Source organism: Alteromonas sp. McT4-15, assembly GCF_020515205.1.
Taxonomy (GTDB): Bacteria; Pseudomonadota; Gammaproteobacteria; order Enterobacterales; family Alteromonadaceae; genus Alteromonas.
The window spans coordinates 188,025-212,353 of record NZ_JAJALG010000004.1; the positions used below are offsets into that span (position 1 = coordinate 188,025).

At 45.6% G+C, this 24,329-nt stretch carries 19 protein-coding genes; 9 read left to right on the plus strand and 10 right to left on the minus strand.

Going from position 1 to position 24,329, the window contains the following annotated elements:
* Positions 1–47: 47 nt before the first annotated feature.
* Positions 48–932 (minus strand): ArgP/LysG family DNA-binding transcriptional regulator, encoded by an 885-nt coding sequence (locus LHL20_RS05345; protein ID WP_202263153.1) that lies wholly within the window; start codon positions 930–932, stop codon positions 48–50.
* Positions 933–1,124: 192 nt separating this feature from the next.
* On the opposite strand from LHL20_RS05345, the gene LHL20_RS05350 reads away from it, so the two are divergent.
* Entirely contained in the window at positions 1,125–1,727 is a 603-nt protein-coding gene (locus tag LHL20_RS05350; protein WP_202263154.1) for a LysE/ArgO family amino acid transporter, read from the plus strand.
* Between the two features lie 91 nt (positions 1,728–1,818).
* Here the strand turns inward: LHL20_RS05350 and LHL20_RS05355 are convergent, their stop codons facing one another.
* Positions 1,819–2,535 (minus strand): DUF1499 domain-containing protein, encoded by a 717-nt coding sequence (locus LHL20_RS05355; protein WP_226432539.1) that lies wholly within the window; start codon positions 2,533–2,535, stop codon positions 1,819–1,821.
* A 210-nt stretch (positions 2,536–2,745) separates the two neighbouring features.
* On the opposite strand from LHL20_RS05355, the gene LHL20_RS05360 reads away from it, so the two are divergent.
* The 6 genes from LHL20_RS05360 (at position 2,746) to LHL20_RS05385 (ending at position 11,504) form a co-directional block, all read left to right on the plus strand.
* A complete protein-coding gene (locus tag LHL20_RS05360; RefSeq protein WP_226432540.1) occupies positions 2,746–3,402 on the plus strand; it encodes a DNA-J related domain-containing protein in 657 nt (218 codons plus the stop codon).
* 333 nt (positions 3,403–3,735) lie between these two features.
* The gene (locus LHL20_RS05365) at positions 3,736–4,878 is read left to right on the plus strand and encodes an efflux RND transporter periplasmic adaptor subunit (RefSeq protein WP_226432541.1); all 1,143 of its coding nucleotides are present in this window, start codon (positions 3,736–3,738) and stop codon (positions 4,876–4,878) included.
* A 21-nt stretch (positions 4,879–4,899) separates the two neighbouring features.
* The gene (locus LHL20_RS05370; RefSeq protein ID WP_226432542.1) at positions 4,900–8,001 is read left to right on the plus strand and encodes an efflux RND transporter permease subunit; all 3,102 of its coding nucleotides are present in this window, start codon (positions 4,900–4,902) and stop codon (positions 7,999–8,001) included.
* A 57-nt stretch (positions 8,002–8,058) separates the two neighbouring features.
* On the plus strand, positions 8,059–8,568 hold the full coding sequence (locus tag LHL20_RS05375) for an alpha/beta hydrolase family protein (RefSeq protein WP_202263159.1): 510 nt from the start codon (positions 8,059–8,061) through the stop codon (positions 8,566–8,568).
* Positions 8,569–8,688: 120 nt separating this feature from the next.
* Positions 8,689–10,530 (plus strand): bifunctional acetyl-CoA hydrolase/transferase family protein/GNAT family N-acetyltransferase, encoded by a 1,842-nt coding sequence (locus tag LHL20_RS05380; RefSeq protein ID WP_202263160.1) that lies wholly within the window; start codon positions 8,689–8,691, stop codon positions 10,528–10,530.
* A complete protein-coding gene (locus LHL20_RS05385) occupies positions 10,527–11,504 on the plus strand; it encodes a histone deacetylase family protein (protein WP_226432543.1) in 978 nt (325 codons plus the stop codon). Before LHL20_RS05380 ends, LHL20_RS05385 begins: the two co-directional genes overlap by 4 nt.
* Before the next feature lie 8 nt (positions 11,505–11,512).
* On the opposite strand, the gene LHL20_RS05390 is transcribed toward LHL20_RS05385, so the two are convergent.
* The 3 genes from LHL20_RS05390 to LHL20_RS05400 form a co-directional block, all read right to left on the minus strand.
* The gene (locus tag LHL20_RS05390; protein WP_226432544.1) at positions 11,513–12,253 is read right to left on the minus strand and encodes a glutaredoxin; all 741 of its coding nucleotides are present in this window, start codon (positions 12,251–12,253) and stop codon (positions 11,513–11,515) included.
* Positions 12,254–12,412: 159 nt separating this feature from the next.
* Positions 12,413–12,940 (minus strand): DUF6436 domain-containing protein, encoded by a 528-nt coding sequence (locus LHL20_RS05395; protein WP_226432545.1) that lies wholly within the window; start codon positions 12,938–12,940, stop codon positions 12,413–12,415.
* Entirely contained in the window at positions 12,941–14,422 is a 1,482-nt protein-coding gene (locus LHL20_RS05400) for a methyl-accepting chemotaxis protein (protein ID WP_226432546.1), read from the minus strand.
* Positions 14,423–14,693: 271 nt separating this feature from the next.
* Between LHL20_RS05400 and LHL20_RS05405 the strand changes: the two genes are divergently transcribed.
* Positions 14,694–15,569 (plus strand): ATP-grasp domain-containing protein, encoded by an 876-nt coding sequence (locus LHL20_RS05405; RefSeq protein ID WP_226432547.1) that lies wholly within the window; start codon positions 14,694–14,696, stop codon positions 15,567–15,569.
* A 42-nt stretch (positions 15,570–15,611) separates the two neighbouring features.
* Here the strand turns inward: LHL20_RS05405 and LHL20_RS05410 are convergent, their stop codons facing one another.
* The 4 genes from LHL20_RS05410 to LHL20_RS05425 form a co-directional block, all read right to left on the minus strand.
* Entirely contained in the window at positions 15,612–17,075 is a 1,464-nt protein-coding gene (locus LHL20_RS05410) for a DUF3300 domain-containing protein (RefSeq protein ID WP_226432548.1), read from the minus strand.
* A 145-nt stretch (positions 17,076–17,220) separates the two neighbouring features.
* Positions 17,221–17,835 (minus strand): GTP cyclohydrolase II, encoded by a 615-nt coding sequence (gene ribA / locus LHL20_RS05415; protein WP_202263166.1) that lies wholly within the window; start codon positions 17,833–17,835, stop codon positions 17,221–17,223.
* Positions 17,836–18,047: 212 nt separating this feature from the next.
* Positions 18,048–20,888 carry an EAL domain-containing protein gene (locus tag LHL20_RS05420; protein WP_226432549.1) on the minus strand — a complete coding sequence of 947 codons (2,841 nt, stop codon included), beginning with the start codon at positions 20,886–20,888 and terminating at the stop codon, positions 18,048–18,050.
* A 268-nt stretch (positions 20,889–21,156) separates the two neighbouring features.
* The gene (locus LHL20_RS05425) at positions 21,157–21,477 is read right to left on the minus strand and encodes a hypothetical protein (RefSeq protein ID WP_226432550.1); all 321 of its coding nucleotides are present in this window, start codon (positions 21,475–21,477) and stop codon (positions 21,157–21,159) included.
* Positions 21,478–21,601: 124 nt separating this feature from the next.
* Between LHL20_RS05425 and LHL20_RS05430 the strand changes: the two genes are divergently transcribed.
* On the plus strand, positions 21,602–22,270 hold the full coding sequence (locus LHL20_RS05430; protein ID WP_202263169.1) for a glutathione S-transferase: 669 nt from the start codon (positions 21,602–21,604) through the stop codon (positions 22,268–22,270).
* Here LHL20_RS05430 and recQ read toward each other — a convergent pair.
* The gene (gene recQ / locus LHL20_RS05435) at positions 22,267–24,108 is read right to left on the minus strand and encodes a DNA helicase RecQ (RefSeq protein ID WP_226432551.1); all 1,842 of its coding nucleotides are present in this window, start codon (positions 24,106–24,108) and stop codon (positions 22,267–22,269) included. The two genes, LHL20_RS05430 and recQ, sit on opposite strands and share 4 nt — an antisense overlap.
* Positions 24,109–24,329: the final 221 nt, after the last annotated feature.

Below are 24,329 nucleotides of genomic sequence, written 5' to 3' on the forward strand. Positions count from 1 at the left end.
CGTAATAGCGACCTCATGCATCATCTTTTCAAGGGTCAATCGTTGGCTTATTTCAGTTGTTGCTTGGCAACGTGTTTTACGGCTTTGGTGAGGTCGCCTAAAGCCGCAGAATCTAATGTTATCCAGTGCCAGAAAAGTGGTACGCCTAATTCTTTGTCTGGGAAGAGGGAAACGAGGCTGCCTTCATTCACTTCTTGGGTCACTTGTAGTGTAGGAAGTAGCGCCCAAACCACGCCATCTAGCGCCATTTTGACAAAGCCGTGTGATGACGGGTACCAATGGCAGGTGGTAAACGACGGCGCCATGTTTAAGCATTCTCGTTGATAGTCGGTCAGTAGGGTGACATCGTATTCGTCGTACAATAAGCCAGGGGTTTGCATTACCGCTTCAGCGTCAATGCCTTTTGAAAGGTAACGCTCAATAAAACGGGGGGAAGCATAAAGTTGATACTTCATTGTTCCCAAGCGAAGTGATTGACCGCCCGTAACAGGTGTTCCAGTTTGGCTTATGCACGCCATAACACGGCCTTGCTGTAGTATGTCGCGGGTTTGTGTTTGGTCGGCATTAACGATATGCACGGGGTTTGCCCGAGTGTCGCTAAACTTCGCCAGAACTTGCGAAAACCACGTAGCCAACACATCATTGTTCACAGCGACACTAAGCGGCGCTGCGCTCGCGGTTAAACCACTTTGTATATTTAATGCTTCTTCCAACACACTGACTTTCTGAATGTGAGCAAGTAGCTCGTTGCCCAGAGGTGTTGGGCGTAGTGGCTTGGTGCGCACTAATACTGGCCCGCCAACACTCTGCTCTAAGCGCTTAATTTTTTGAGAAACGGCAGACTGAGTAAGACTTAGCGCTTGCGCACCTTTTTCGAAACCGCCATAACGCAATACCTCGTGAAAGCAACGCAATGCATCGTAGTCCAGCATATTCAAGCCTCTGTGAAAAAACCGTTATAACTATTAATTTTGTTAATTAAAAACAAATATCATTAATTTAATTTAGTTTAAAAAGCTGTATAAAATCAAGTCAGTTGTAGAGAAAAGCGTGGTGTTAGCCGTTTGCATTTCAGAGAGCGGGCTAACATAAATTGTAAATATAGAGTGTGTGAGGCGTAGGTTATGTTGGCGGCGGCAACAAGCGGTTTTGTAATGGGCGGTACCCTAATTATTGCGGTAGGAGCGCAAAATAGCTTTCTAATAGAGCAATCGATGAAGCGACAATGGACAACCCTATTTGTATTGTTGTTTATTCTTAGCGATGCCATTTCAATAAGCCTAGGTGCAATGGGCTTTGGGTTGTTGCTGCAGGAGTACCCGACGCTAGTGACAATTACCAAGTGGGCAGGTGTCGCCTTTTTACTTTGGATTGCCTACAACAAAATTAAGTCTTCGATGGCAAACGATGCCTTGGTGTTAGAGATGGCAAAAAAGCAATTATCGTTTAAAAAAGCCTTTCTTATCGCTTTGGCTGTAACATGGCTCAACCCGCATTTTTACCTTGATACGCTGTTGTTAATGGGCAACTTGGCCAGTCAGTGGCAAGAAAACAAGTGGTGGTTCGTGGGCGGTGCCATTGGCGCCTCGGTTGTGTGGTTTGTCGGTTTGAGTACGCTTACGGCTCGTTTTGCGCATCACATGCAGCGTCCTAATTTCTGGCGTTGGTTCAATCGCCTGAATGCGGCGGTATTGGGGATGGTAAGTCTGCAATTAGCCAGCTTGTAATTACGCCCTAGCTAGCCTTGCGTTAAGTAAACAGCTCATTTGCTTAAAAAAGCCCGCGTAAAGCGGGCTTTTGCGTTTCTTGAACTAGGCGTTAGTTATAGCCCAATTGCTTGCGTAGCTCTGCCATAAAGGCGTTAATGCGTTCAGCGTTTTTACCCAAGTCGCTTTTACCGACGCGAGATTTGCTGCGCACATCGACTAAGGTGTCGTCGTTTTTAGCGGTTAAGCGAATAACTACGTCGTCTTTAAAGCCAAACCACGCCGTTGTATCAGTCGCTTCTAGTGTATTAGGAAGCGCGCCTTGCGTTACCCGCTCCCAACCCATAGCTTCAATGGCTTTTTCAGCTGCTGCAAACACTTCTTCGGGCTTCTGAGGGAGCAATTGGGTTTTAATTTCTGGGTACGCCTCTAATTGCTGCTTAGTGACTTCTCCGCCCTCGTAGCTCACAGGGTTTGGTGCACCCTCGCGAAGTGGTGCAATAGCCACAAACTCAGGTGGATTGGTTACATCGGTGGTAATGTCATGAATGGGCGGCACTGCGCTTGCTTTACTCATCATGCTTACTGGCATGCCAACCGCAACAAGCGCGAGAATGGCGTACACCAATGTGCTGCCCCAATTAACGTTTTTACGATTAATGAGTACTTGCAAGATAATAAGGATCAGCGCTGCGCCACCTACATACACACCAAAACGTAACGATGTGAAAGCAGTGCCAAGGCTAACACCTGCATATTGATAAAGTGGGCCGGGCAAAACGACCATAAAGAAGCCAAGAATACTGGCAAGGGCAATGAGTGCTTTCAAGAGAACTCCAAATTTATTGTTGTCGTTAGTAAAGGTGCTACTTTAACAGTCTAAAATGACTTTTGGTTTACTTTTGCATGATAAAAAACGCTATCGCCGCCTTGGCAATAAACATGAGCTACCATCTCAACTTACTATCCTACATTGATAGTGTTTGATTGCACCTTTAACATAGCGCATTGAATAGTTGAACGCGAATAACATGGAGTAATGTCTTTGAATAACAACAGTGAAGCCATAAAGGGGTATGAACTCAATGTCGAACTGTTAATAGATATACTCTCTACTATGCGTGAAACATTCGATGCTGGCACCAGTGAATTTTCACTTATTAGCCGTCTGAAACAACCCCCTTACTACTTTTTTGACGACGACGCACTGCGCGACCCACTCATGCTGTTTAAAACCCACTTTGTACTCTTTCATGCGCTTTATCGTTTAAAGGCGCATTGGCAGCAAACGGGAACAGGCAATCTAGATATACATACGCTTAATATACAACTGCACGAGATATCACACGCATCGCATGGCGCAGGTGAGCTTCAAGGTAAAGACAAACTTGCTGAGTATTACCTTAACTGGGATAACTTTCAGCAAACAAATCGCAATGAAGTAGAAAGCTTGCTTGATGATTTTTGGCAGAGTATGGCAAAAGGTAGTGCTTGTGTGTTCTCACCGCAGGATATAGAAGAGGCGCATACGCTGTTGCAGTTGCCTTCTGTTGAAAACGGCGATATGCCATTATCCACACTAAAAAAGCATTACAAGAAAGCATTGTTACAGGCTCATCCTGACAAGGGTGGGAGTCAATCTGAAGCACAATCCATTATTCGCGCATTTCAAATACTCAGGCAGCACTATACGTAAAAATAGGATAAGGGCGCATTAGGTACTCCTGTTTATTCGTATATTTTAAGCACCATTTTTACCGTTAACCGTTACTGACCGACAAGTTACGCAACTTCGGCTAGCTTCACTATCATTAGTGTAAAGATATGCGCACAATATGAGCTATATACGGTGTAAAGCGTATAAACAGTCGGCGTTTACTCAATCTTATCATTACCTATTTCGTTATCGGGTTTTACCGACAAAACGCATGTTAGGGCATTGGAAGCGCGTAGCTAAAAGCACATTATTCTTAGGTAGGCAGGAGGCAATGCTTCCTGCTGTCATTCGTTATTGGGAAATAGAAAGTCTATGAGTCGCATAGTTTATGTCACTGCAGCATTTGTTGCGCTGTTTGGTTTAGCCGCTTGTTCTAATGAAAGCGAGCAAGCGCAAGGGGCGCCGCAAGGCATGTCTGCACCTGCGGTGTCGGTTGTTACACTCACAAAGCAACCTGTAGTGCATGAGATGATATTGCCAGGTCGAGTAAGTCCATCTCGACAGTCTCAAGTTAGGCCGCAAGTAGATGGTGTTATCACAGAGCGCTTGTTTGAAGAAGGTGCCTATGTTGAAAAGGGTCAGCAGCTTTATCAGATTGACGAGGCGCGTTATTTAGCACAGCTCAATAGCACAAGAGCGGACTTAAAAAGTGCGCAAGCTAATTTGAAAACACTAGAGGCAAAGGCCCGTCGCTATGACGACCTTGTGGCACAAAATGCGGTGAGTAAGCAAGAATATGACGATGTAATAGCACAAAAAGACCAAGCGCAAGCCGCTATTAGTGTTGCTGAAGCAGCGGTTGATGTCGCAAAGGTTAATATGGGCTACACCAAGGTATATGCGCCTATTAGTGGGCGTATTAGTCGTTCATTTGTAACCGAGGGTACGCTTGTAACCACCAATCAAGCTCAACAGTTGGCAACCATAACGCAACTCGACCCTGTTTTCATTGATATGCAGGAGTCTGGCTCTGCTATTTTGACGTTACGTCAAGCAATGAGTAAACAAGGTGCCATGGACGTTGAGCTTACCGTCGATGAAGCCACTGGTGAGCGTTACGGGCAAACAGGTAGTGTTAAGTTTTCTGAAGTTACCGTCGATGAAACTACCGGCTCTGTGACGCTGCGCGCAGAAATGCCAAACCCAGATGATGTGCTATTACCAGGCTTGTTTGTAAAAGGGCATGTGATTACGGGGCGAGAAAACGCGCTGTTAGTTCCGCAGCGCGCTACAACCCGTCAGCCTGACGGTTCACTGTCGGTTTACGTGGTTAATCAAAACAATGAAGTGGAAGGTCGCACGCTAGATATCGGAAAAATTTACCGTGATAAATACGTGGTAAAAGGCGGCGTGAGTGAGGGCGAACGCGTAATTGTTACCGGCTATCAGAAAGTGAAACCGGGGGCAAAAGTGAATCCTTCAGATTGGCAACCTTCATCACGCGGTTCTCGCTAAGCAAACAAGGAATTACGTATTATGGCTCGTTTTTTTATAGACAGGCCCGTGTTTGCATGGGTACTGGCAATTATTACCATGATGGCAGGCGTGCTCGCCATCTCCACTTTGCCTATTGAGCAATATCCTAAGGTTGCACCGCCAACGGTGAGTATCAGCGCCACCTACCCAGGAGCATCCGCCGAGACAGTCGAAAATTCAGTAACACAAGTTATCGAGCAGAACCTGTCAGGTATTGACAACCTGCGCTACTTTTCAGCAAGTAGCTCCAACAGCAGTATGTCGATTAATTTGACCTTTGAACCTGGGACAGACCCGGACATTGCGCAGGTACAAACGCAAAATAAAGTACAAGGCGCATTACCTCTGTTACCTAATCAAGTTCAGCAGCAAGGTGTCACGGTAACTAAGTCAAACAGTGCGTTTGCGCTGGTAATTGGCTTTTATTCTGAAGATGACACTATGACTCAATACGATTTAAGCGACATGCTGATATCACAATTTAGGGATCCCATTTCCCGTGTGAACGGCGTTGGCAACGTAAGAGTATTCGGTGCTCAGCGTTCAATGCGTATTTGGTTAGACCCCGATAAATTGTATAGCTATAACCTGACACCTAACGACGTACAAGCTGCGGTTCAAGTGCAAAACACCGATGTGTCGGCGGGTCAGTTAGGTGGTATGCCGGCAATAGAAAACCAGCAAATAAACGCAACCATTCAGGCGCAAAGTAGGCTTCAGACCGTCGACGACTTTGAAAGCATTGTATTGCGGGTAAATACTGACGGTTCGCAGGTGCGTGTGCGCGACGTGGCGCGTGTAGAGCTTGGTGCTGAAAGTTACGATGTCATTGTTCGCTACGACAGAAACCCTGCTTCGGGTATGGCAGTTAGTTTGGCCTCAGGTGCAAATGCATTGGACACCATTGAGGCAGTTAAAGCGCGGGTGGAAGAGCTCCGAGCAAACTTGCCCGACAGTGTAAAAGTTGTCTATCCGCTAGATAGCTCCCCCTTTATTGAGCTGTCGATAGAGTCGGTTGTACATACGCTTGTTGAAGCGGTTGTATTGGTATTTTTAGTTATGCTGCTGTTCTTACAGAATTGGCGCGCAACACTTATTCCTACCATCGCTGTTCCTGTAGTACTGCTGGGTACATTCGCAGTACTGCTCGCCTTTGGTTTTAGTATTAACGTGTTAACCATGTTTGCCATGGTGCTTGCCATTGGCCTGTTAGTAGATGATGCGATTGTGGTGGTTGAAAACGTCGAACGCATCATGGAAGAAGAGGGGTTATCGCCTGCTGAAGCGACCAAAAAGTCGATGAGCCAAATAACCGGGGCATTAGTCGGTATTGCCGCTGTGCTGTCTACTGTGTTTATTCCGATGGCATTTTTTAGCGGCTCGGCAGGGGCTATTTATCGACAGTTTTCTATCACCATAGTGTCAGCAATGGGGTTTTCGGTATTGGTTGCTATTGTGCTTTCACCTTCACTTTGCGCAACACTGCTAAAGAAACATCCAGAAGATCACGACAAAAACAAAGGTTTCTTTGGATGGTTTAATCGCAATTTCAACAAAGGTCGAGATGCGTATCAGCGCACCACAACACATATGGCTGGCCGCCTGAAGCGTTACTTTGTGGTATACGGGTTACTTGTGGGCGGTATGGTTGTGATTTTTAATCAATTGCCCGGTGCCTTTTTACCTGATGAAGACCAAGGCCGTATGATGGTGCTAGTAAGCACGCCGCCAGGCGCGACAGCTGGGCGTACTCTTGAATCGGTCAAACAGGTTGAAGACTATATTTTGGATAACGAGCAAGAAGCCGTTAACGGTATGTTTGCAGTGGTTGGCTTTAGCTTTGCTGGGCAAGCGCAAAATGCGGGTATGGCGTTTTTGAACTTTAACGACTGGGACGAACGCGATGAAAGTAATTCTGCATTTGCAGTAGTCGGGCGAGCCTTTGGTGCATTTAGTCAAATTCAGGATGCTTCAGCCTTTCCAATTGTACCTCCGCCAATCATGGAGCTAGGCAATGCAACTGGCTTTGATATGCAGCTGGTTGACCGTGCAGGCAATGGTCATGAGGCGTTGATGAATGCCCGTAACCAGTTGTTGGGCATGGCGGCTCAAAACCCTAAGCTGGCTGGCGTACGCCCCAACGGTTTAAGCGATGTACCCCAATTTAAAATTAACATCGACAGTGAAAAAGCGTCGGCACTAGGGTTAAACCTAAGTGAAATTAACAGTGCGCTACAAATAGCGTGGGGTTCAAGTTACGTTAACGACTTTATTGATAAGGGCCGTATTAAGCGTGTTTATATGCAGGCAGACGCGCCACATCGCATGACGCCAGATGACTTAGAAAAATGGTTTGTGCGCAACAATGACGGCGAAATGGTAGCCTTTAGCACCTTTGCCACAACGGAGTGGGTGTATGGCTCACCGAAGCTTGAACGCTTCAACGGCGTATCATCAGTGAATATTCAAGGCAGTCCGGCCGAAAGCATTTCATCGGGTGAAGCTATGGCTGAAATGCAAAAGTTAGTCTCTCAGTTGCCTCCAGGCTTTGCTATTGAGTGGTCAGGACTATCGTTTGAAGAGCAACAGGCGGGTTCACAGGCGCCTATGCTTTATGCCATTTCTATTCTTGTTGTGTTCTTATGCCTAGCTGCACTTTACGAGAGCTGGTCTGTACCATTTGCGGTTATGTTAGTCGTGCCTTTAGGTATATTGGGCTCGGTAACTGCCGCCTACCTTTTCAACTTACCTAATGACGTTTACTTGCAGGTGGCGTTTCTGACAACAGTTGGATTGGCGGCGAAGAACGCTATCTTGATTGTCGAATTTGCCAAAGAGCAATATGAGAATGGTGAAGACCTTATGACCGCCGTAGCCAATGCCGCTACCCAGCGATTCCGTCCTATTTTGATGACATCCATGGCCTTTATTCTAGGCGTTACGCCACTCGCTTTAGCAAGTGGTGCGGGTGCGGCAAGTCAAAATGCTATAGGTATCGCGGTAATGGGAGGTATGTTTGCTGCGACATTCTTAGCTATTTTCTTTGTGCCTATGTTCTATGTCTTCGTTGAAAAATTGTTCCACAAAGAAGACAAACGATAAGAAGTTGCGCTACAGTGAGAAAAAACATTTTTATTTTTTCAAACAGGGATATTGGTGATGACCACCGTTGTTTTTTCTCACGGCAAAGAAAGTGGCCCATGGGGCAGTAAAATTACCACACTGTCAAATGTGGCAACTGACATGGGCTTTGCGGTAGAGAGTATTGATTATCGCGATCTCGACTGCCCCGAAGCCCGCCTTAAGCGTCTTAAAGAAACCATTGAAGAAAAGTGCAACGACGTCATCTTAGTCGGCTCTAGTATGGGTGGTTATGTATCGCTTGCTGCCGCTAGCCATATATCGGCTAGAGGTGTTTTTCTGATGGCCCCTGCGCTGTATATGCCTGGCTATGAAGTACAGCGATTTCCATACGATGGGTATGTAAGTGTTGTTCACGGCTGGAACGATGACATCATCCCGATAGAAAACAGCTTAAAATACGCACGTCATCAAAAAGCCCAGTTATTGTTGTTGAACGATGGCCACCGACTGGCTAACAGTAAATCTGTGATATCCCCATTTTTTAGAAACTGGCTAGAGAAGTTTAAGCTTTTACACGCGTATTAAGGCCGTAACAGCTCTGCTCTCTACGACTAATCGCTTATAGTCATCGAGCAAGTCACAGTCCCGCAGCTTGCCGTTTTTGTGGCATGATAAAACAATGACGACGACAAAGGCACAACGGATATGACAATCAGTTTACCGCAAGCCCCCCATTGGCCTTCGTTAATAAAATCTGGCTGTCGGGTTTTTGTGGGCGGCAATGCCGCCGTTCCTCACGCGCTCGTGCAGCACCTTATCGATAATAGCGACGGCTTTAGCGATATAGAACTCGTTCATATGCTAGCGCTTGGCGATACTCGGTGGGTAAGAGAAGAATATAAGAATTTATTCAAGGCCAATACGTTCTTTATTGGCGGTGAAAACATGCGGAAAGCCGTGGATGAAGGGCGAGCTGATTACACGCCAGTGTTTCTTTCAGAAATATCGAGTTTGTTCAGTGACGGCACCTTGGCACTAGATGCCGCCCTCGTGAACGTGAGCCCACCTGACGAATTTGGTTATTGTTCTCTAGGACCTGCTGTTGATATTGCCATGTCAGCGATTCGCCAGAGTAAGAAAGTGATTGCGCAAATCAACCCCCAGATACCGCGTACTGCGGGACATTCTTATATTCATATCAGTGAAATAGATGCCTGTATTGAAGCCGAGGAGCCATTGGTAGAAGTCAGTCCTCCTCCGATTGATTCGGTAGCTGAACGTATAGGGCAATATGTGTCTATGCTGGTGGATGACGGCGCAACGCTACAGTTTGGTATAGGTAAAATTCCAAGCGCAACACTGAAGTACCTGTGTAACCACAAAGATATAGGCATTCACAGTGAAATGCTCACAGACAGTATTATTGAGCTACTGGAATCGGGTGCCATTACCAATAAAAAGAAAACTTTTCACCCGGGTAAAATAGTGACAAGTTTTGCCATAGGCACACGCAAGCTTTATGACTTAATTGACAGTAACCCTCATATAGAGTTTTACCCTAGCAGCTATGTAAATAAGCCAACAAATATTGCCAAGAACGACAATATGGTGGCAATAAACAGCGCGCTTGAAGTGGACTTAACTGGTCAAGTCGTCGCAGATTCACTGGGATACGATTTTTATAGTGGCATAGGCGGGCAGGTCGATTTTGTTACAGGCGCGTCAATTAGCAAAGGAGGCAAAGCTATTATTGCGCTGCCATCTACTGCTAAAGGCGAAAGCGTTTCCCGTATTACTCCGCGTATTAGTGAAGGGGCAGGAGTGGTAACTTCTCGCGGTAACGTACAGTATGTGGTAACCGAATATGGTATTGCCTCGTTAAAAGGGAAAAGTATTCGCGAGCGCGCACTAGAACTTATTCGTGTGGCACATCCAAAGTTTCGTGCCGCATTACTTGAAGACGTTCGACAGCACTATTGGGTGCCGCACTACCAAGAGAAATACCCCACAGACATTCCCGAATTAGGCGCTATTCAGCTTAAGAAGTTACATATTCAGGGTGAAACATTTTATATGCGCCCATTAAACCCCGCTGATGAACGTCGGTTACAGGAGTTCTTCTACTCGCATACAAAAGAAACGCTGCGCCTGCGGTACAACTACGACCCAAAACAAATGTCGCGTGAAAAGTCGTGTAACTTGGTGTCAGTAGACCAAAGCACCGATGCTGCATTGTGTATTGTTAGGCAGGAAGGGTCGAGAATTACGATTCATGCCGTTGGGCGCTTTTACTACAACCCGTCGGACAATACCTGTGAGGCAGCATTTGTAACCCGCGAAACTCAACAAGGTAAAGGTATGGCCAGCCGGTTACTTAATGAACTGATTGGGGTGGCAAAAAAGCGCGGTATAAACAAAATGATGGCCTACGTACGTGGCGACAACAAACCCATGATTGCAATTTTTGAGCAAGCACACTTTAAACGACAATTTACCGGTGATCCCAGTGATGTGGAGCTGGTGTTAGATGTGGCATCACTTGAATGACAATAAGAATTTATCGCGCTAAGCATGGCACGAAACACGATTTGGGCAAAACGCATCCTGAATCCCCAGATAGACTATTTGCCATTGATGACCAGTTATTGGCTTCCGGTCTCGACATGATTTGCGAGCATGCCGATGCATCGGCTATCGCTGAACCTTACCTGCAACTTGCTCACGATCCCTATTACATTAAAAGCGTTTTCGAGCGCGCTGCGCAAGCTAACTTTAGTGACGAAGAGAAAACCGTGTATTCAAGTGATAAACGAACGGTTGCCTGGCTTGATGAAGATACCGGCTTGATGCGGCACAGTTTGAGCGCGGCGTTGGAGTCAGCAGGCGCGGGATGCAATGCGGTGGATTGGGTAATGGAGGGGGAAGATCGCCAAGCCTTTTGCGCTACGCGCCCGCCAGGCCATCATGCCACCTACGATAGTGCTATGGGCTTTTGTTTTTTCAATAATATAGTGATTGCGGCTCGCTATGCGCTGCAAAACTATGACCTAAAGCGCGTAGCCATTGTCGATTTTGATGTGCACCACGGCAATGGGACAGAGCACATTGTTGCAGGCGATCAGCGCATCATGCTGTTAAGCAGCTTTCAACATCCTTTTTATCCTCACTGCGGCTCCCCCGTTTCTGCAAGTAATATTCTCGCCGTACCCCTAGAAGCAGGTACAACGGGAGAGGTTTTCAGAGAAAAGGTAGGGCATTGGTTTAATGCGCTTAACAACTTTCAGCCAGAACTCATTTTGATATCCGCCGGCTTTGATGCTCACGCAGAAGACCCAATGGCCCACCTTCGTTTAGTGGAAGATGATTATTTCTGGATAAGTCAGCAATTACGTGAAGTTGCGGACAAAAGCTGTAAAGGCAGGATCGTCAGTATGCTTGAAGGCGGGTATAATTTAAGTGCACTGGGACGAAGTGTAGTGGCCCATTTAAAAGGAATGAGCCAGCCCAAAACGACTGAGTAATAACCTTGTTAACCAAACCAACGACCTAGCATGTATATGCCTGCGCCAAACATTGCGAGATTCTCAGTGAGTGAGATGAAACCAAGAGGGAGGTCAGAGTTTCCGCCAACACAGGCACATTTGAGTTCGCGCTTATCAATATAAACCGCCTTAATAACTGACACGGCGCCAATAGCACCGATAAAAATTGAGATAGGCGAAACGGCATAGGCGGGAAACCCTGCTAGCATTCCAAGCCCTGCGTAGGCCTCTGCAAAAGGGTAAATATAGGCATACCTAATGTGTTTCATTGCTAAAAGATCGTAAGTAATGAACTGATTAGAAAACGCGATGACATCTTGCAGTTTTTGTAACGCTAGCAATACCATTGCTACACCAATAAAGCTCATGACTGCTGTTTCAAGTGTTACGCTTAGCGCGCTTCTAACCATTAATGCAGCCACAACCAGTGCTGCCAGGGAGAATGTCACAATAATAGGCGTATAGCGCGAGCCTATTTCATCCTCCTGTTTTAAATTAAAATAATCGCGTAAGTCATCATAGCCACCTATGCGCTTATCGTTAATAAAGGTCTGAGGCGTTGTCTTCACATCGTGCTTGGCTTTGAAGCGGTCGGTTTCCTCGCGGTCCGAGAGATGATGGTCGTCAACGGTATACCCTTTGCGTTCTAGCAGGTCTTTTGACTTTAACCCAAACGGGCAAATGTGGTCTGGGGTTACCATGCGATACAATATTGCTGTTTTACTCACTGTTTTCTCCTGTAGATATTTCACACAACGAAATCGCCAGTGTGCAATTAATACGCAGAGCAGAACCAAGAGTTACTTATAACTACCTACATGCAGGACAATGCTCTTACTTCCCTTCTTTGATGTTTCATATTGCATGCCAATCCGAAAAAGCGAAGACTATGAGCAGAAGCAGCCCTCGGCATCGGCGTTAACGACAGCGCCTTGATAAGGAGAAGACTGGGTGTAGGTTACGATCCTTTCCACCAAGTTTTTACCGGTAAAACATCCGTAACCTGTGGCGTAGGGGCCCAAGTAGCGAAGTCTGAATTCGTTATCAACAATCATCAGTGCAGGCACGCGGCTGAATATGCGCTTGAGCGATGGTGTATTTTCGATATTAAAGGTCTTCAGGCTGAAATCTAGCAAATTAAAACGCTCAATCAATTGAGTTTGATGGGGAGCGGTTAGCGTTTCACAGTAGCAGTCCTGTGAAGTGCCAATATGCACGATAGTACCCGCTGAAACGCCGTTATCCTTTAAAAGTGCAATGACGTCCTCATCGAATGTGGGTGAGGTAGATTGATGTAACAAATTGCCGTTTGGGTCGAACTCACTTAACTGGCGCTGACCATAAACAAGTAGGGCAGTCAGAATACTCACTGCCCACAATACCAGTAATGTCCAACCGAGCGACTTGGGGATCACTTAAAGCTCGAAGCGTTCGATGGCGTTTTGCATTTTTTGCGAAATTTTCGCAAGTACTTCAACTTCTTTTGCAAGTGATTCTGCGGTTGCCAACTCTTCGGAAGTGTATTCGCTAAGGCGTGATGTACTTTTTGCGATCGAGGCTGAAGCCGATTCTTGTTCTTCAGCGGACGTTGCAATTTCTGTCATCCTTTCACTGGCATCGCGAATTTGCTGCATAATTTCTGTCATGGCACCAGTGGCATTCTCGCTTGAGGTTACTGCTTCATCTACTAGCTGGATACACGTTTGCATTTGCTCCACAGAGCTTGCGGTTTGTGTGACTAACTGCTCGGTGATACTGGTAATTTGATCTGCACTTTCCTTGGAGCGAATAGCAAGCGTGCGCACTTCATCGGCAACGACGGCAAAACCGCGACCGTGCTCTCCCGCCCTTGCTGACTCTATTGCGGCATTCAACGCCAACAAGTTGGTTTGTTCTGCCACAGCGGTAATCGAGCGCATGGCGTCAGAGATATTCGAACACTGCTCATTGAGCGCCAAGTTAGTTTTGGCCGCGTCGTTTAGTGTGTTGCGCAATGAGTCTATAGTTCTACTTGTGCTTGAAATCGAATCGCGCGTAAGCTGTGATGATTTTTGAGCCGCCGATGCGCTGTCGCTTGCCAAAGTGGTTTGCTCTGCCGACATTTGCATCGATTGTGCAATTTCTTCTGATGATGCAGAAACCATCGCAATTTCTTGGTCTGTGTTGCGGCTGATTTCGAACATACTTCCTGCCGCTTGTTCCATTTCACTACAACCTCGAACAACTTCGTTAGTGAGTGAAGACGCCAGCTCTATTAACTCTTTTACTTGGTCGATGAGGTCGCCAAATGGCTTTACAATCGCGTGGCTTCTATTGATATTGACACTTAGGTCTAATTTTCCGTCATCTTTAAGCATACTTTCAATTGTTAAACGAAGCTCTGCGGCACCAGCGCCCTCTTGGTGAGCTTGTTTAGCCATGTACATCAGTACACCCCCTTCTGCTACGGCAAATGCCGCATGCATTAGAAGGATAGAAAAAGTCACGTGACCTTCTTCGAAGATAAATAGCCCTGCGCCACCCGACTGCAAAAAGAAAAAACTTATATGATGAACTGCAACGACCAGCGTACCTGTGGCGACAACCTTCCAGTCGCGAAAGTAAGATAGAAATGCCAGCAAGACAAAAATCTCAAAGTGCATTTCAATAAGGCCAAAAGACTGGTGGATATGCAATGCGGTCAGTAGCTGTGCACCGATGGCCATTGCGTGCCGACTTATTGTTGAATAGGGGTCTTGAAAGCTTAGTGCCAATGGAACGGCGGCAATAGGAATACCGAAAAGAAAAGCAGGTAATAGCTCACCGGTTATAAGACCAATTATTACGGCTATTACGACTTGAGCGATAATGACAACGCGAAAGATCTTCTGACCTTCCAGCAACCAAGGATACTGCATGCCAATCTCCAAACGAATCTATAAGCTAAGTGTAGGTTATAAAATAAAGGTGTGCTATTTTCGGTGGATTGTACTTAGGTACTCGATTTTGAACCATTTAACTTTAGTATCGCTTTAGACTAATTGACTAATCTTAAGCACAGATGGCTTTAATAATACGTCCTTGTTGAGCTAACGAAACGGCAACAATATCTTGCTCACCAGCACGAATACAATTAAGTCGGTTGTTACCCGTTATCAATCGTAAAAGATCATTTTAATAGGGTGCTTTATGCCACATATCGCTTTTCTATCTACCGATAATCTTGAAGCGTTTTTTGTATACGACGAACTGCTAATTCCTTATTTTGAGAACAAGGGGTGGCAAGTGTCTACGGTATCTTGGCACAGCAAGACCGCTAATTGGAATGACTATGACTATGTCATCGTGCGAAGTACTTGGGACTATCAACAACATGCCAAGGCATTTCTGTCTTGCCTTAAAAAAATTGAACAGTCCACGGCTATTTTGCTTAATGGTTTAGCACTCATTAAATGGAATATAGAAAAGCACTACTTAAAAGATATAGAAAAACATCAGGTGCCTATCGTTGATACGCTATGGCATAGCAGTTTTGATAAGACCGTGATTGCCGAGGCCTTCGAAAGATTTGAAAGCGACACTGTTGTGATTAAGCCAGTACTAAGTGCCAATGCTGATGATACGTTTAAATTAAATCGCACTGAATGGCTGGCCCAAGCGGCGCATCTGGAAACTGTATTTAAGTCGCGAAACTTCATGATTCAGCCCTTTTTGAATAGTGTTGTTGATGAGGGTGAGTATTCACTTTTTTACTTCGGTGGTATTTATAGCCATGCAATTAAAAAAGTGCCTGAGAAGGGCGACTTTCGGGTACAGGAAGAGCACGGTGGGAGCTTGTACGCAATTGATGCTGACAGTGAGCAACGTGAAATAGCGACACAGGCGTTAGCGGCAATGCCAGAATCTGCGCTATATGCGCGTGTCGATCTTGTTCGCCAGCGCGATAAGTGGGCAATTATGGAACTAGAGTTAATAGAGCCATCATTGTATTTTAACTTGGATGCTGCGTCGCCCGAACGCTTTGTAGACGCCATGCTGGCATATCATGATTCACAACAGCAGTAAAAGAGCCCCGACAGCGCAGATCAACTGCCGGAGCCAAAAGGGTTAGTCTTTTGAGAACTTGCGTTGTGACGACTTATCACCATGCGATACGCGAGCGTGTGGTTTTGCGCTATAGGTCTGCCTTTCAATACGACGCGGTTTAGCACTTTGCTGTGGCCTAACAGTGCGTTGAGGTTTGACGCGCTGCTGTGCGACTTGCTGAACTTTTCGCTCAGGCTTTGCCTTCCTTAACTGACTGTCCTGCGATACACGTTGCATCGGTTGCGGTTTCGACGATTCTATTCTCTGTGGCTTGTGCGCTTTGGGTTGAGAATAGGCGCGCTCCACTCGCTGCGGCGCTTTTCGATCTGGCAATGATGTTACGCGTTTATCGCGTTTCAATTGGGCCATGGCAACGTCACGAGACGGTCTTTGCTGCTTTACCACGTCTTGATTGCGCTTTAACGCATGCTCAATATTCTGTTTGCGATCGGCACTTATATGCCTTTGCGCTTTATCAAGGCGTATATCTCGCTGTCTTAGGCCTGTCACTGCTTTTGGTGGTACCACATTACGCGCCGGGCTATGACTTGCCGAGCTATGACGTTCCGGAGTATGACTTCGTACTACCCCTTTGTGCTGATAACGCGCTGGCGCACTGTGAACAACCCGTGACGAGTAACGGGCACGTCGATGGTCTGTGCGGTGTTCCCAGCGTTGATAACCATTGCTGATAACGCGCTTTCTCGGGCTGCCGTGGTAGTAGCGACGTACTGGCGTGCGATGAATTACAACATGGCGGTTATGCCAATGAACGCCACCAAAGTAAAACGCTGTTGATAAGCGCACGCGAGGCGCCCAGTATACATTATGGTGATGATGGTAGCTTACCCTGTGACTCCAGAATATCGGTGCTGTCGCATGCCACCAATGGCCGTATACAACATGTGGGTTGTAGTAGGGTACATACACGACTTCCCGTTGGCGCGGCTCAATATAAATAATTTCACGGTCGCGCTGTCGCTCTGTCTCTACTTCAATATAGTCATTGGTAACCAAGTTACCGGTATTGTGAGCGTGCTGTCGCAATACCTGAACGCGATCGAGTACACGCGCTTGGCTTATCAGAACGTTATCGCCTAATTGCTGTAGCCATTCGAGGTCTTTTGCCATGGTATTGAGTAAATCAGCAAAAGGGGCCAATGCTTTAACACTGGGATCCCAGGTCACACCCTCTAGCACATTTTCAACTTGCTCAGGAGTAAGATGCTGATTGCTTTGACGCCAACGATCCGCAGCGACAACGTCGAGCGGGTATGTTGCCGCTATAAGGATATGCGTAAGCAGGCTATCTGGATACAACGCAATGGGTGCCAAAATACTATCGAGTTCAGCATCTGAATATTGCTGTTCGCTGGTGACAACTGAAAGTTCAGAGGTTGTTGGCGCAGTGCTCGATTGTGCTAACACAGGAAGGGCACTTGCGCTAGACAGCGCAATAAGAACAGATAAGGTTATATTTTTCATACATTCTCCTTACATTGCTTTGTCACCGATAATCAAATCATGTGAGCAATGTGGTAAGTCTGTATACGTTATAACCAGTACTTAATTAACGTAACCTGAATAGATAAAAAAAGCCCGCAAGGTTGCGGGCTTTTTTCGGTTTCGATTATTTGAAAACGTGAGGGTCGAAAGCGTGTCCAAGCTTTTCTGTTTTCGTCTTCAAGTAATGTTTATTGTCTTTTGTGATGCCATGATCAATGGGTTTGCGAGCGACTACATCAATGCCTAGTGCTTTAAGTGCCGCCAACTTCTTAGGATTATTGGTCATTAGCTCAACGTGCTTCACGTTTAAGGTGTCCAGCATCAACTTGCAGATATCGTAACTACGCAAGTCGGCATCAAAACCCAAATGTTCATTCGCTTCTACCGTATCCATGCCACTGTCTTGCAAGTTATAAGCACGAATCTTATTAAGCAGGCCAATACCACGGCCTTCTTGACGTAAATACAGAAGTACACCACTGCCATTATCCACGATGTTCTGCATGGCTTTCTCTAACTGAAAGCCACAGTCACAACGCGTACTAAACAGTGAATCGCCGGTTAGACATTCAGAATGGATACGAATTGGCACGACATCGTCTTCTTTCCAATCGCCATAGGAAAGCGCCACGTGTTCTTGGCCGCTGGCTTCTACAAAGCCATGAATTTTAAAATCACCAAGGCGAGTGGGTAATTTTGCTGTGCTGACATATTCGTATTTTGGCTGTTTGCTACTCATGTTACTTCTACACTTTGAACAGTATGCAATAAGTGGGGATAACTTCTGGTTTTGCAAGACGAGCACCCACACATTTATCGATTGCGTTTTTTAACGTCTTGATTCTTAAATCACCGGTTAACAAATGGGGATATTGTGCCAAGACATATCTCTATTATACGCGTTTTCGTCCAATTTAGGGGTGTTGTGATATCACTCTTTTTTATGCGTTATTACAGTGGCGTAAATTCTGATAGTGGAGCAGGCTTGGACACACCGTAGCCTTGGGCAAAATCAATTCCCATTTTGCCCAGTTGCGCCATTATTGCATCACTTTCTACAAATTCGCCTACGGTTTGCATTCCCATTGCTTTTGCCACATCGTTGATTGAGGCAACCATAGCGGTATCGACACTGTCGTTGAGCATATCTTTGATAAACATACCGTCAATTTTCACCAAGCTTACAGGCAAACTCTTCAAGTAACTGTATGAGGAAAAGCCGCTGCCAAAATCATCCAGGGCAAAAGAACAACCTAAACGATTAAAAGTTTGCATAAAGTTAAGCGTGTCCTCCATCTTGATAATGGCTACAGACTCGATAACTTCAAAGCAAATTTTATGGTAGGGAATACCATAAGTTTCAAACGCATTTAATATAAATAGGGTAAAGTCTCTGTCAGCTAGTGAGTGGCAATTGAGGTTGATACTACAGCGTTTAAGCTCAGCCAAATGTTGCGGATTATCAGCCAACCATTTAAATGTATTGGTAACGACCCATTTATCAACACTTACGTTCATTTCAAAACGTTCTGCTGTGGGTAAAAAATTAGCAGGCTCTACAATGCGTCCATCGGCTTCATGAAGTCGCAAGAGTACTTCGTAATAGTGACCATCGTTCGGTTTGTTAAGCGGTCTAAGCGATTGATAGTAAAGTGCAAAACGGCCTTCTTCTAAGGCTAGGTTAATTGATGAGACCCAGTCGAGCTCTCGCTGGTAGCGCTGCATACTTTCGTCATCTTTATTGTATTTGTGAACTTGGTTTCTGCCTTGTTCCTTGGCAAAGTAGCACGCTGCATCTGCCATACTGAGGTAATTGCCAGCGCTGACGGCAGGGTCATTACATACCACCATGCCTATACTAACGCCTAAATTGAAAATGCGGTTATCCCACATAAAGCGATAGGCCTGTACTGCGTTAAGGATCCTGATAGCACTTAAATACACTTCATCTTCGTCAGTATCGGTATAAATAATACCGAATTCATCACCGCCTAAACGCGCAAGTAAGGCGTTTGGATTTAGGCTATTTTCAATCAATCGGGCAATATCTTTAATAAGCACATCACCGGCCTTATGACCGCAAGTATCATTCACCACTTTGAAACGGTCTAAGTCGAGAAACAGTAAGCAGGTTGGCAGTGCGCCACACTTAGCCACCTTCGCTTTAAATTCGGTTTCAAATTGTCGGCGGTTATAGACACCTGTGAGCGAGTCGTGAGTGGCCAAATATTGAAGACTAAGGTCAGATTGTTTTTTCTCAGTAATATCTATTATTGAACCAAATAAAAAGTTGCCATCGTCGTTCTCTCTTATTTGGCAGGAAAGTGAGAACCAAAATTCGCTACCATCTTGTCGTTTGCCTCTAATTTCCTTTCCTGTCACGTGACCCTGATGAGATATTTCTCCAAGTAGAATATGTCGGTCTTCAGGGTTGGCATAAAATGCTTTTGTGCTTGCCGCTTCGCTGAGCATCTGTGCTTCATTTTGATAACCAAACACCTTACACATGGCTGGATTAACAGAAATAAGCTCGCCGTCCCAAGTGGACGTATAGTGACCTTCCGCTGAATTTCTAAAGAGGTCATAGAAGTGGTTTAAGTTCTCAATAGTTTCTGCTTGGTTTGAGAGCTTTTTTTGATTGAGTGAGCGTTCTTTTGTGATAACCGCAAAACCAAAACACATAAACCCTGTGGTAAGGAAGAACAGCATGCCGATGGTCGATTGTACGGTGTAGACTAAGTCACCAAAGAGATTCAATACCACTAAGGCATAAAACGCAAAGAACGACAGCCATGCCACTGAGTATGTGCGGCTAACTGCAATACTGTCTTTATCTCTAAACAGTTGAGCCAGCAAAACATGGTAGAGCCCCATGCAGGCCATCATTAATAGTATTGCTAAGGTGATGGCATAAGTGTCTAACGTAAAACTATAGGCTGTAACGGCAACAGGGACTAAGTAATTGACTGCCCTAAGGATAAACGGAATACGCTCAAACAGGTGATGGGTGACTTTACCAATACACAGCAATAGCATGCAAAAGCACACGATATATGCGAGTTCTATGGCATTAGTTAAACTTGGCCACAGCGATAAACCGCCTTGGGTAATAAAGAGTAGCGCGAGCAATACCAAGGAAGACATAGTCAACCAAAAGCGCGTGGGCATGCGTTGCTGAACGTACGAAAACACGAAATAAAATGCAATTAACGACAGCATGCCGGATACCGCGCCAAGTAGTGTGAGCATATTGGTGTCATGCTGCTTTAGCAGATCGCGTTCCCAGATAACCATGGGAAATTGCATAAGCCCTTTGTCTTGAACGCCAATAAGCAGCCTTGCATCTTGGTAAGGCTGCAGCGTAAAGGGTAATCGTATGGTGGGCAGCGGCTGGCGTAATGAGTAATCACCTTTGCTGGCTTGATAGCGATAAGAGCGAATGATGCGTTCGCTGTCATCAAGCAGATAAATCTGTAGATCATCAACATTTAATCGGTCGATATTAAGCACAAGAGGAATGGCACTATAACCACTGTGGTGTAAATTAGTTGAGAACCACAAACGTTGATTTTTTTCTTTAGAAACAACGCTGTTGCTGTTTACTGCACCCCTCAATATATCAAAATAAGTGGCACTATTCGGTGCAATAATAATTGATGCATGGTCATTGACTGTGGCGCGCTCAAATGACTCGTCAATACTAAGCGTAGTGTTACTGGCAAAAGCCACATTCGTCACTAGTTGGCAAAGCAAAAGTAATAGGGTGGTCTTCGTAAGAGAGATGAAAGGCATTGATTAAAGACCAAACTTAGACACGCTAAGTCCATGGCGTAGTGATTTTGCACAGCATTGGCTTGTACAACATTGGCTTGCACATACAAAACGATTCATTGTTTTTGTAGTAATTAAATATGTGTTTTCAAATAGATTAATACTAGAGTTGGGCAAACGTCAAAAACATTTGATGACTACGCTTACCTCAGTGCGATGAGTTACCTTCATTTAACCATTTATGCTTTTGTCTTGTTTACAAGCCTGCGATGGTGAATTAAACGGATGGCTATGCTTGATGTAAATAGCGTAAAAGTAGATGAGGATCATTATGAGTTCCAATCGGCTCAAGCCATATGGCTTCGCATAGCCACTCTACGCACAGAATACACCTTAGCGACGGATCATTGGTTTGTGCATTCAGTACCACTTGATAACGGTCTGCTCCCCAGTCAGGTTCTGACTGCGTAAAACCGAATAAGGCCGAGAATTCATCAACCCATTGTTGCGTTTTCAAAGGCGTAGGGGGTAAGGGTAAACGTATTTCAACACTGTTTTCAGTAAGGGTTGTATTATTTAACACGGCGTTTTTCGTCAGTTGCGACATCATGAACTTACCTAAAATTTGTAAAGGCGCGCCTTAATTAAACCAGCGTGCACAAAACGGTGTATAACAATAGACATAATACATCACAATAATAATAGCGTTAATCGAAGCGTCTTAAGGAACAACTATGCTAACACTGCACCATCTAAATAACTCGCGCTCTCAGCGAATCTTATGGCTAATGGAAGAGCTTGAAGTAGATTATGACATCGCGTTTTATCAACGCGATAGTGTGACAAACCTTGCACCAGACTCGCTACGTGCAGTTCACCCTCTTGGTCGCTCTCCGGTGTTATCCACTCCGCACGGTGCAATTGCAGAGTCAGGGGCCATTGTTGAGTATTTGGTTAACAACTACGCTAAAGACGTATTTGTAACGCCCACTGAGGCTGAAGCGTTGCAGCAGTATTGGTTTTGGCTACATTTTGCAGAAGGCTCGCTGATGCCACCTCTGGTGGCTAACTTGGTACTAGAGAAAGCGCGTCAAAAAGGCTCAAAACCGTTTTTTATCAAACCCATTACAGATAAATTGGTCGATGGCATCTTAAATGCGTATTACGGGCCTAACTTGGCACAAAGCTTACGCTATGTTGAATCGTACCTTTCCAAAAATACGTGGTTTGCGGGCGATGAGCCAACGGGCGCCGACGTACAAATGATCTTCCCGCTAGAATCTTTGGTGGCAAGTGGCAGAGCAAAAGACTTCGCCGCAATTCAAAGCTACGTAAAACGCGTTCACGCACGCCCCGCTTATAAAGCGGCGCTTGAAAAGGGTGGAGAGTACGCGTACGCCTAACTATCTCTGCTTATATAATCGCTAATTAGCTGAATAAAGGCCTCACCATAGCGCTCTAGCTTGGTTTGGCCTACACCACTGACTTCAAGCATGGTATTGCGGGTAGTTGGTAATTTGCACGCCATATCCACTAAGGTGGCGTCACTAAATACCACATAAGGAGGGACTTCATTCTCTTCCGCCAATACTTTTCGCAGATGCTTAAGACGGGTAAATAAGGTTCTGTCGTAATTTGCTGGTGCTTGCTTTGCTTTTTTCTTGTCTGGTTTGAATTCAAGTCGTGGCACCGCCAATTGCACGGCTACTTCGCCTTTTAGCACAGGTCGGGCAGCTTCGGTAAGTCTTAGTGCTGCGTGCGCAGTAATATCAACGCGAATAAGCCCTTTGTGAACCAGCTGGTTAATGATGTTGTGCCAGTAGCTGTCTGACTTATCTTTGCCAATTCCGTATGTAGACAGCTGGTGGTGCCCCGCCTCTTGCAGTCGGCGTAGTTGTTTTCCTCTGAGCACATCAATAACGTACTGGCTTGACGCTTGCTGAGATAAACGAAGTACACAAGACAGTACTTTTTGCGCAATGACTAGGCCGTCAACCATTTTGGGTGGGTCCAAGCAGATGTCGCAGTTGCCACAAGCGCTGTCACTAAATTGTGAAAAGTAGTTAAGTAAAACCTGCCGACGACAGGTCTGCGCTTCTGAAAAGGCTTCCATGGCTGCAAATTTTTGCAGTTCAATTTGATTGCGCTCGGCAATTTCACCTTGCTCAATCCATTGCTTCACCCGCGCTGCGTCTTTTTCATCAAACAATAATAGGGCTTCTGATTCGAGCCCGTCACGCCCAGCACGTCCGGTTTCTTGATAATAGCTTTCTACACTGCGAGGTACGTCATGATGAACAACATAGCGCACATTAGATTTGTTGATGCCCATACCAAAGGCAACAGTTGCCACTACGATGTCAATTTTGTCGTTAAGAAACTGACGCTGTACTAACTCTCTTTCGTCGTTGTCCATTCCTGCATGGTAGGCTGCACAGCGAAAGCCTTGGCGAAATAATTTGGCGTGTAAGTCATCGACTTTGGCGCGGCTATTACAATAAATGATGCCACTGCCTTCTTGCTGCTTGACGTAGGCAACTACCTGATCGAACGCCTTGTACTTGCTCATTACGCGATAGCGAATATTGGGGCGATCGAAACTGCCTTTGTATACCAAGGGTTCGTTAAGGTTAAGTTGAGTCAGTATGTCGACCTGTGTGGCAGAGTCTGCTGTTGCGGTTAACCCAATAACGGGAATAGTGGGAAAGCGAGACTTAATTTGCCCAAGGGCGCGGTAATCTTGTCGAAAATCGTGACCCCAATGAGACACACAATGTGCTTCGTCTATGGCAAACAATGCAATATCGGCATGGTTTAGCGACTGTTGAAAATAGTACTGCATTAGGCGTTCAGGTGACACATACAACAAGTCGAGTCTTCCGGCTTGTAAATCGTCATTAATTCGCGCTTGCTCATCGGCTTCTAGTGTCGAATTTAAGTAGGCAGCGCGAACACCGAGGGCGTTGAGTTGTTCAACCTGATCTTGCATTAGCGAGATAAGCGGAGACACGACGATGGCTGTACCTTCTCTCACTAATGCTGGAATTTGGTAGCAAAGTGACTTGCCGCCACCTGTGGGCAGCAACACCAAGGCATCTCCACCATTACAAACATGGTGTATTACTTCGCCTTGCCCATCGCGAAATTCATCGTAACCAAATACATCTTTTAAAACGCGTTCTGGTGTTGGTGAACTGATTATCGGGCTAGCAGGTGTTGAGTTAGCTATTGCAGTTGTCATGCTGCGGGATTTTACGCGTTTTTGTCGCGCGCTTCACGGGGCAATTGCAAAAACTAGACTAAAATTCAGCGTAAATTCGTCACACTGCAAGCGCGTTGGGTTTTCGTTGCCTGATGTATCGTTAAAGCGAACAAATAATGAGCGTGCGAGCTGGGCGAGTGCGCATTCGACTAATCCAATTAATGAAAGTAATAAGCGTATATTGGTGCGAAGAATTTTAT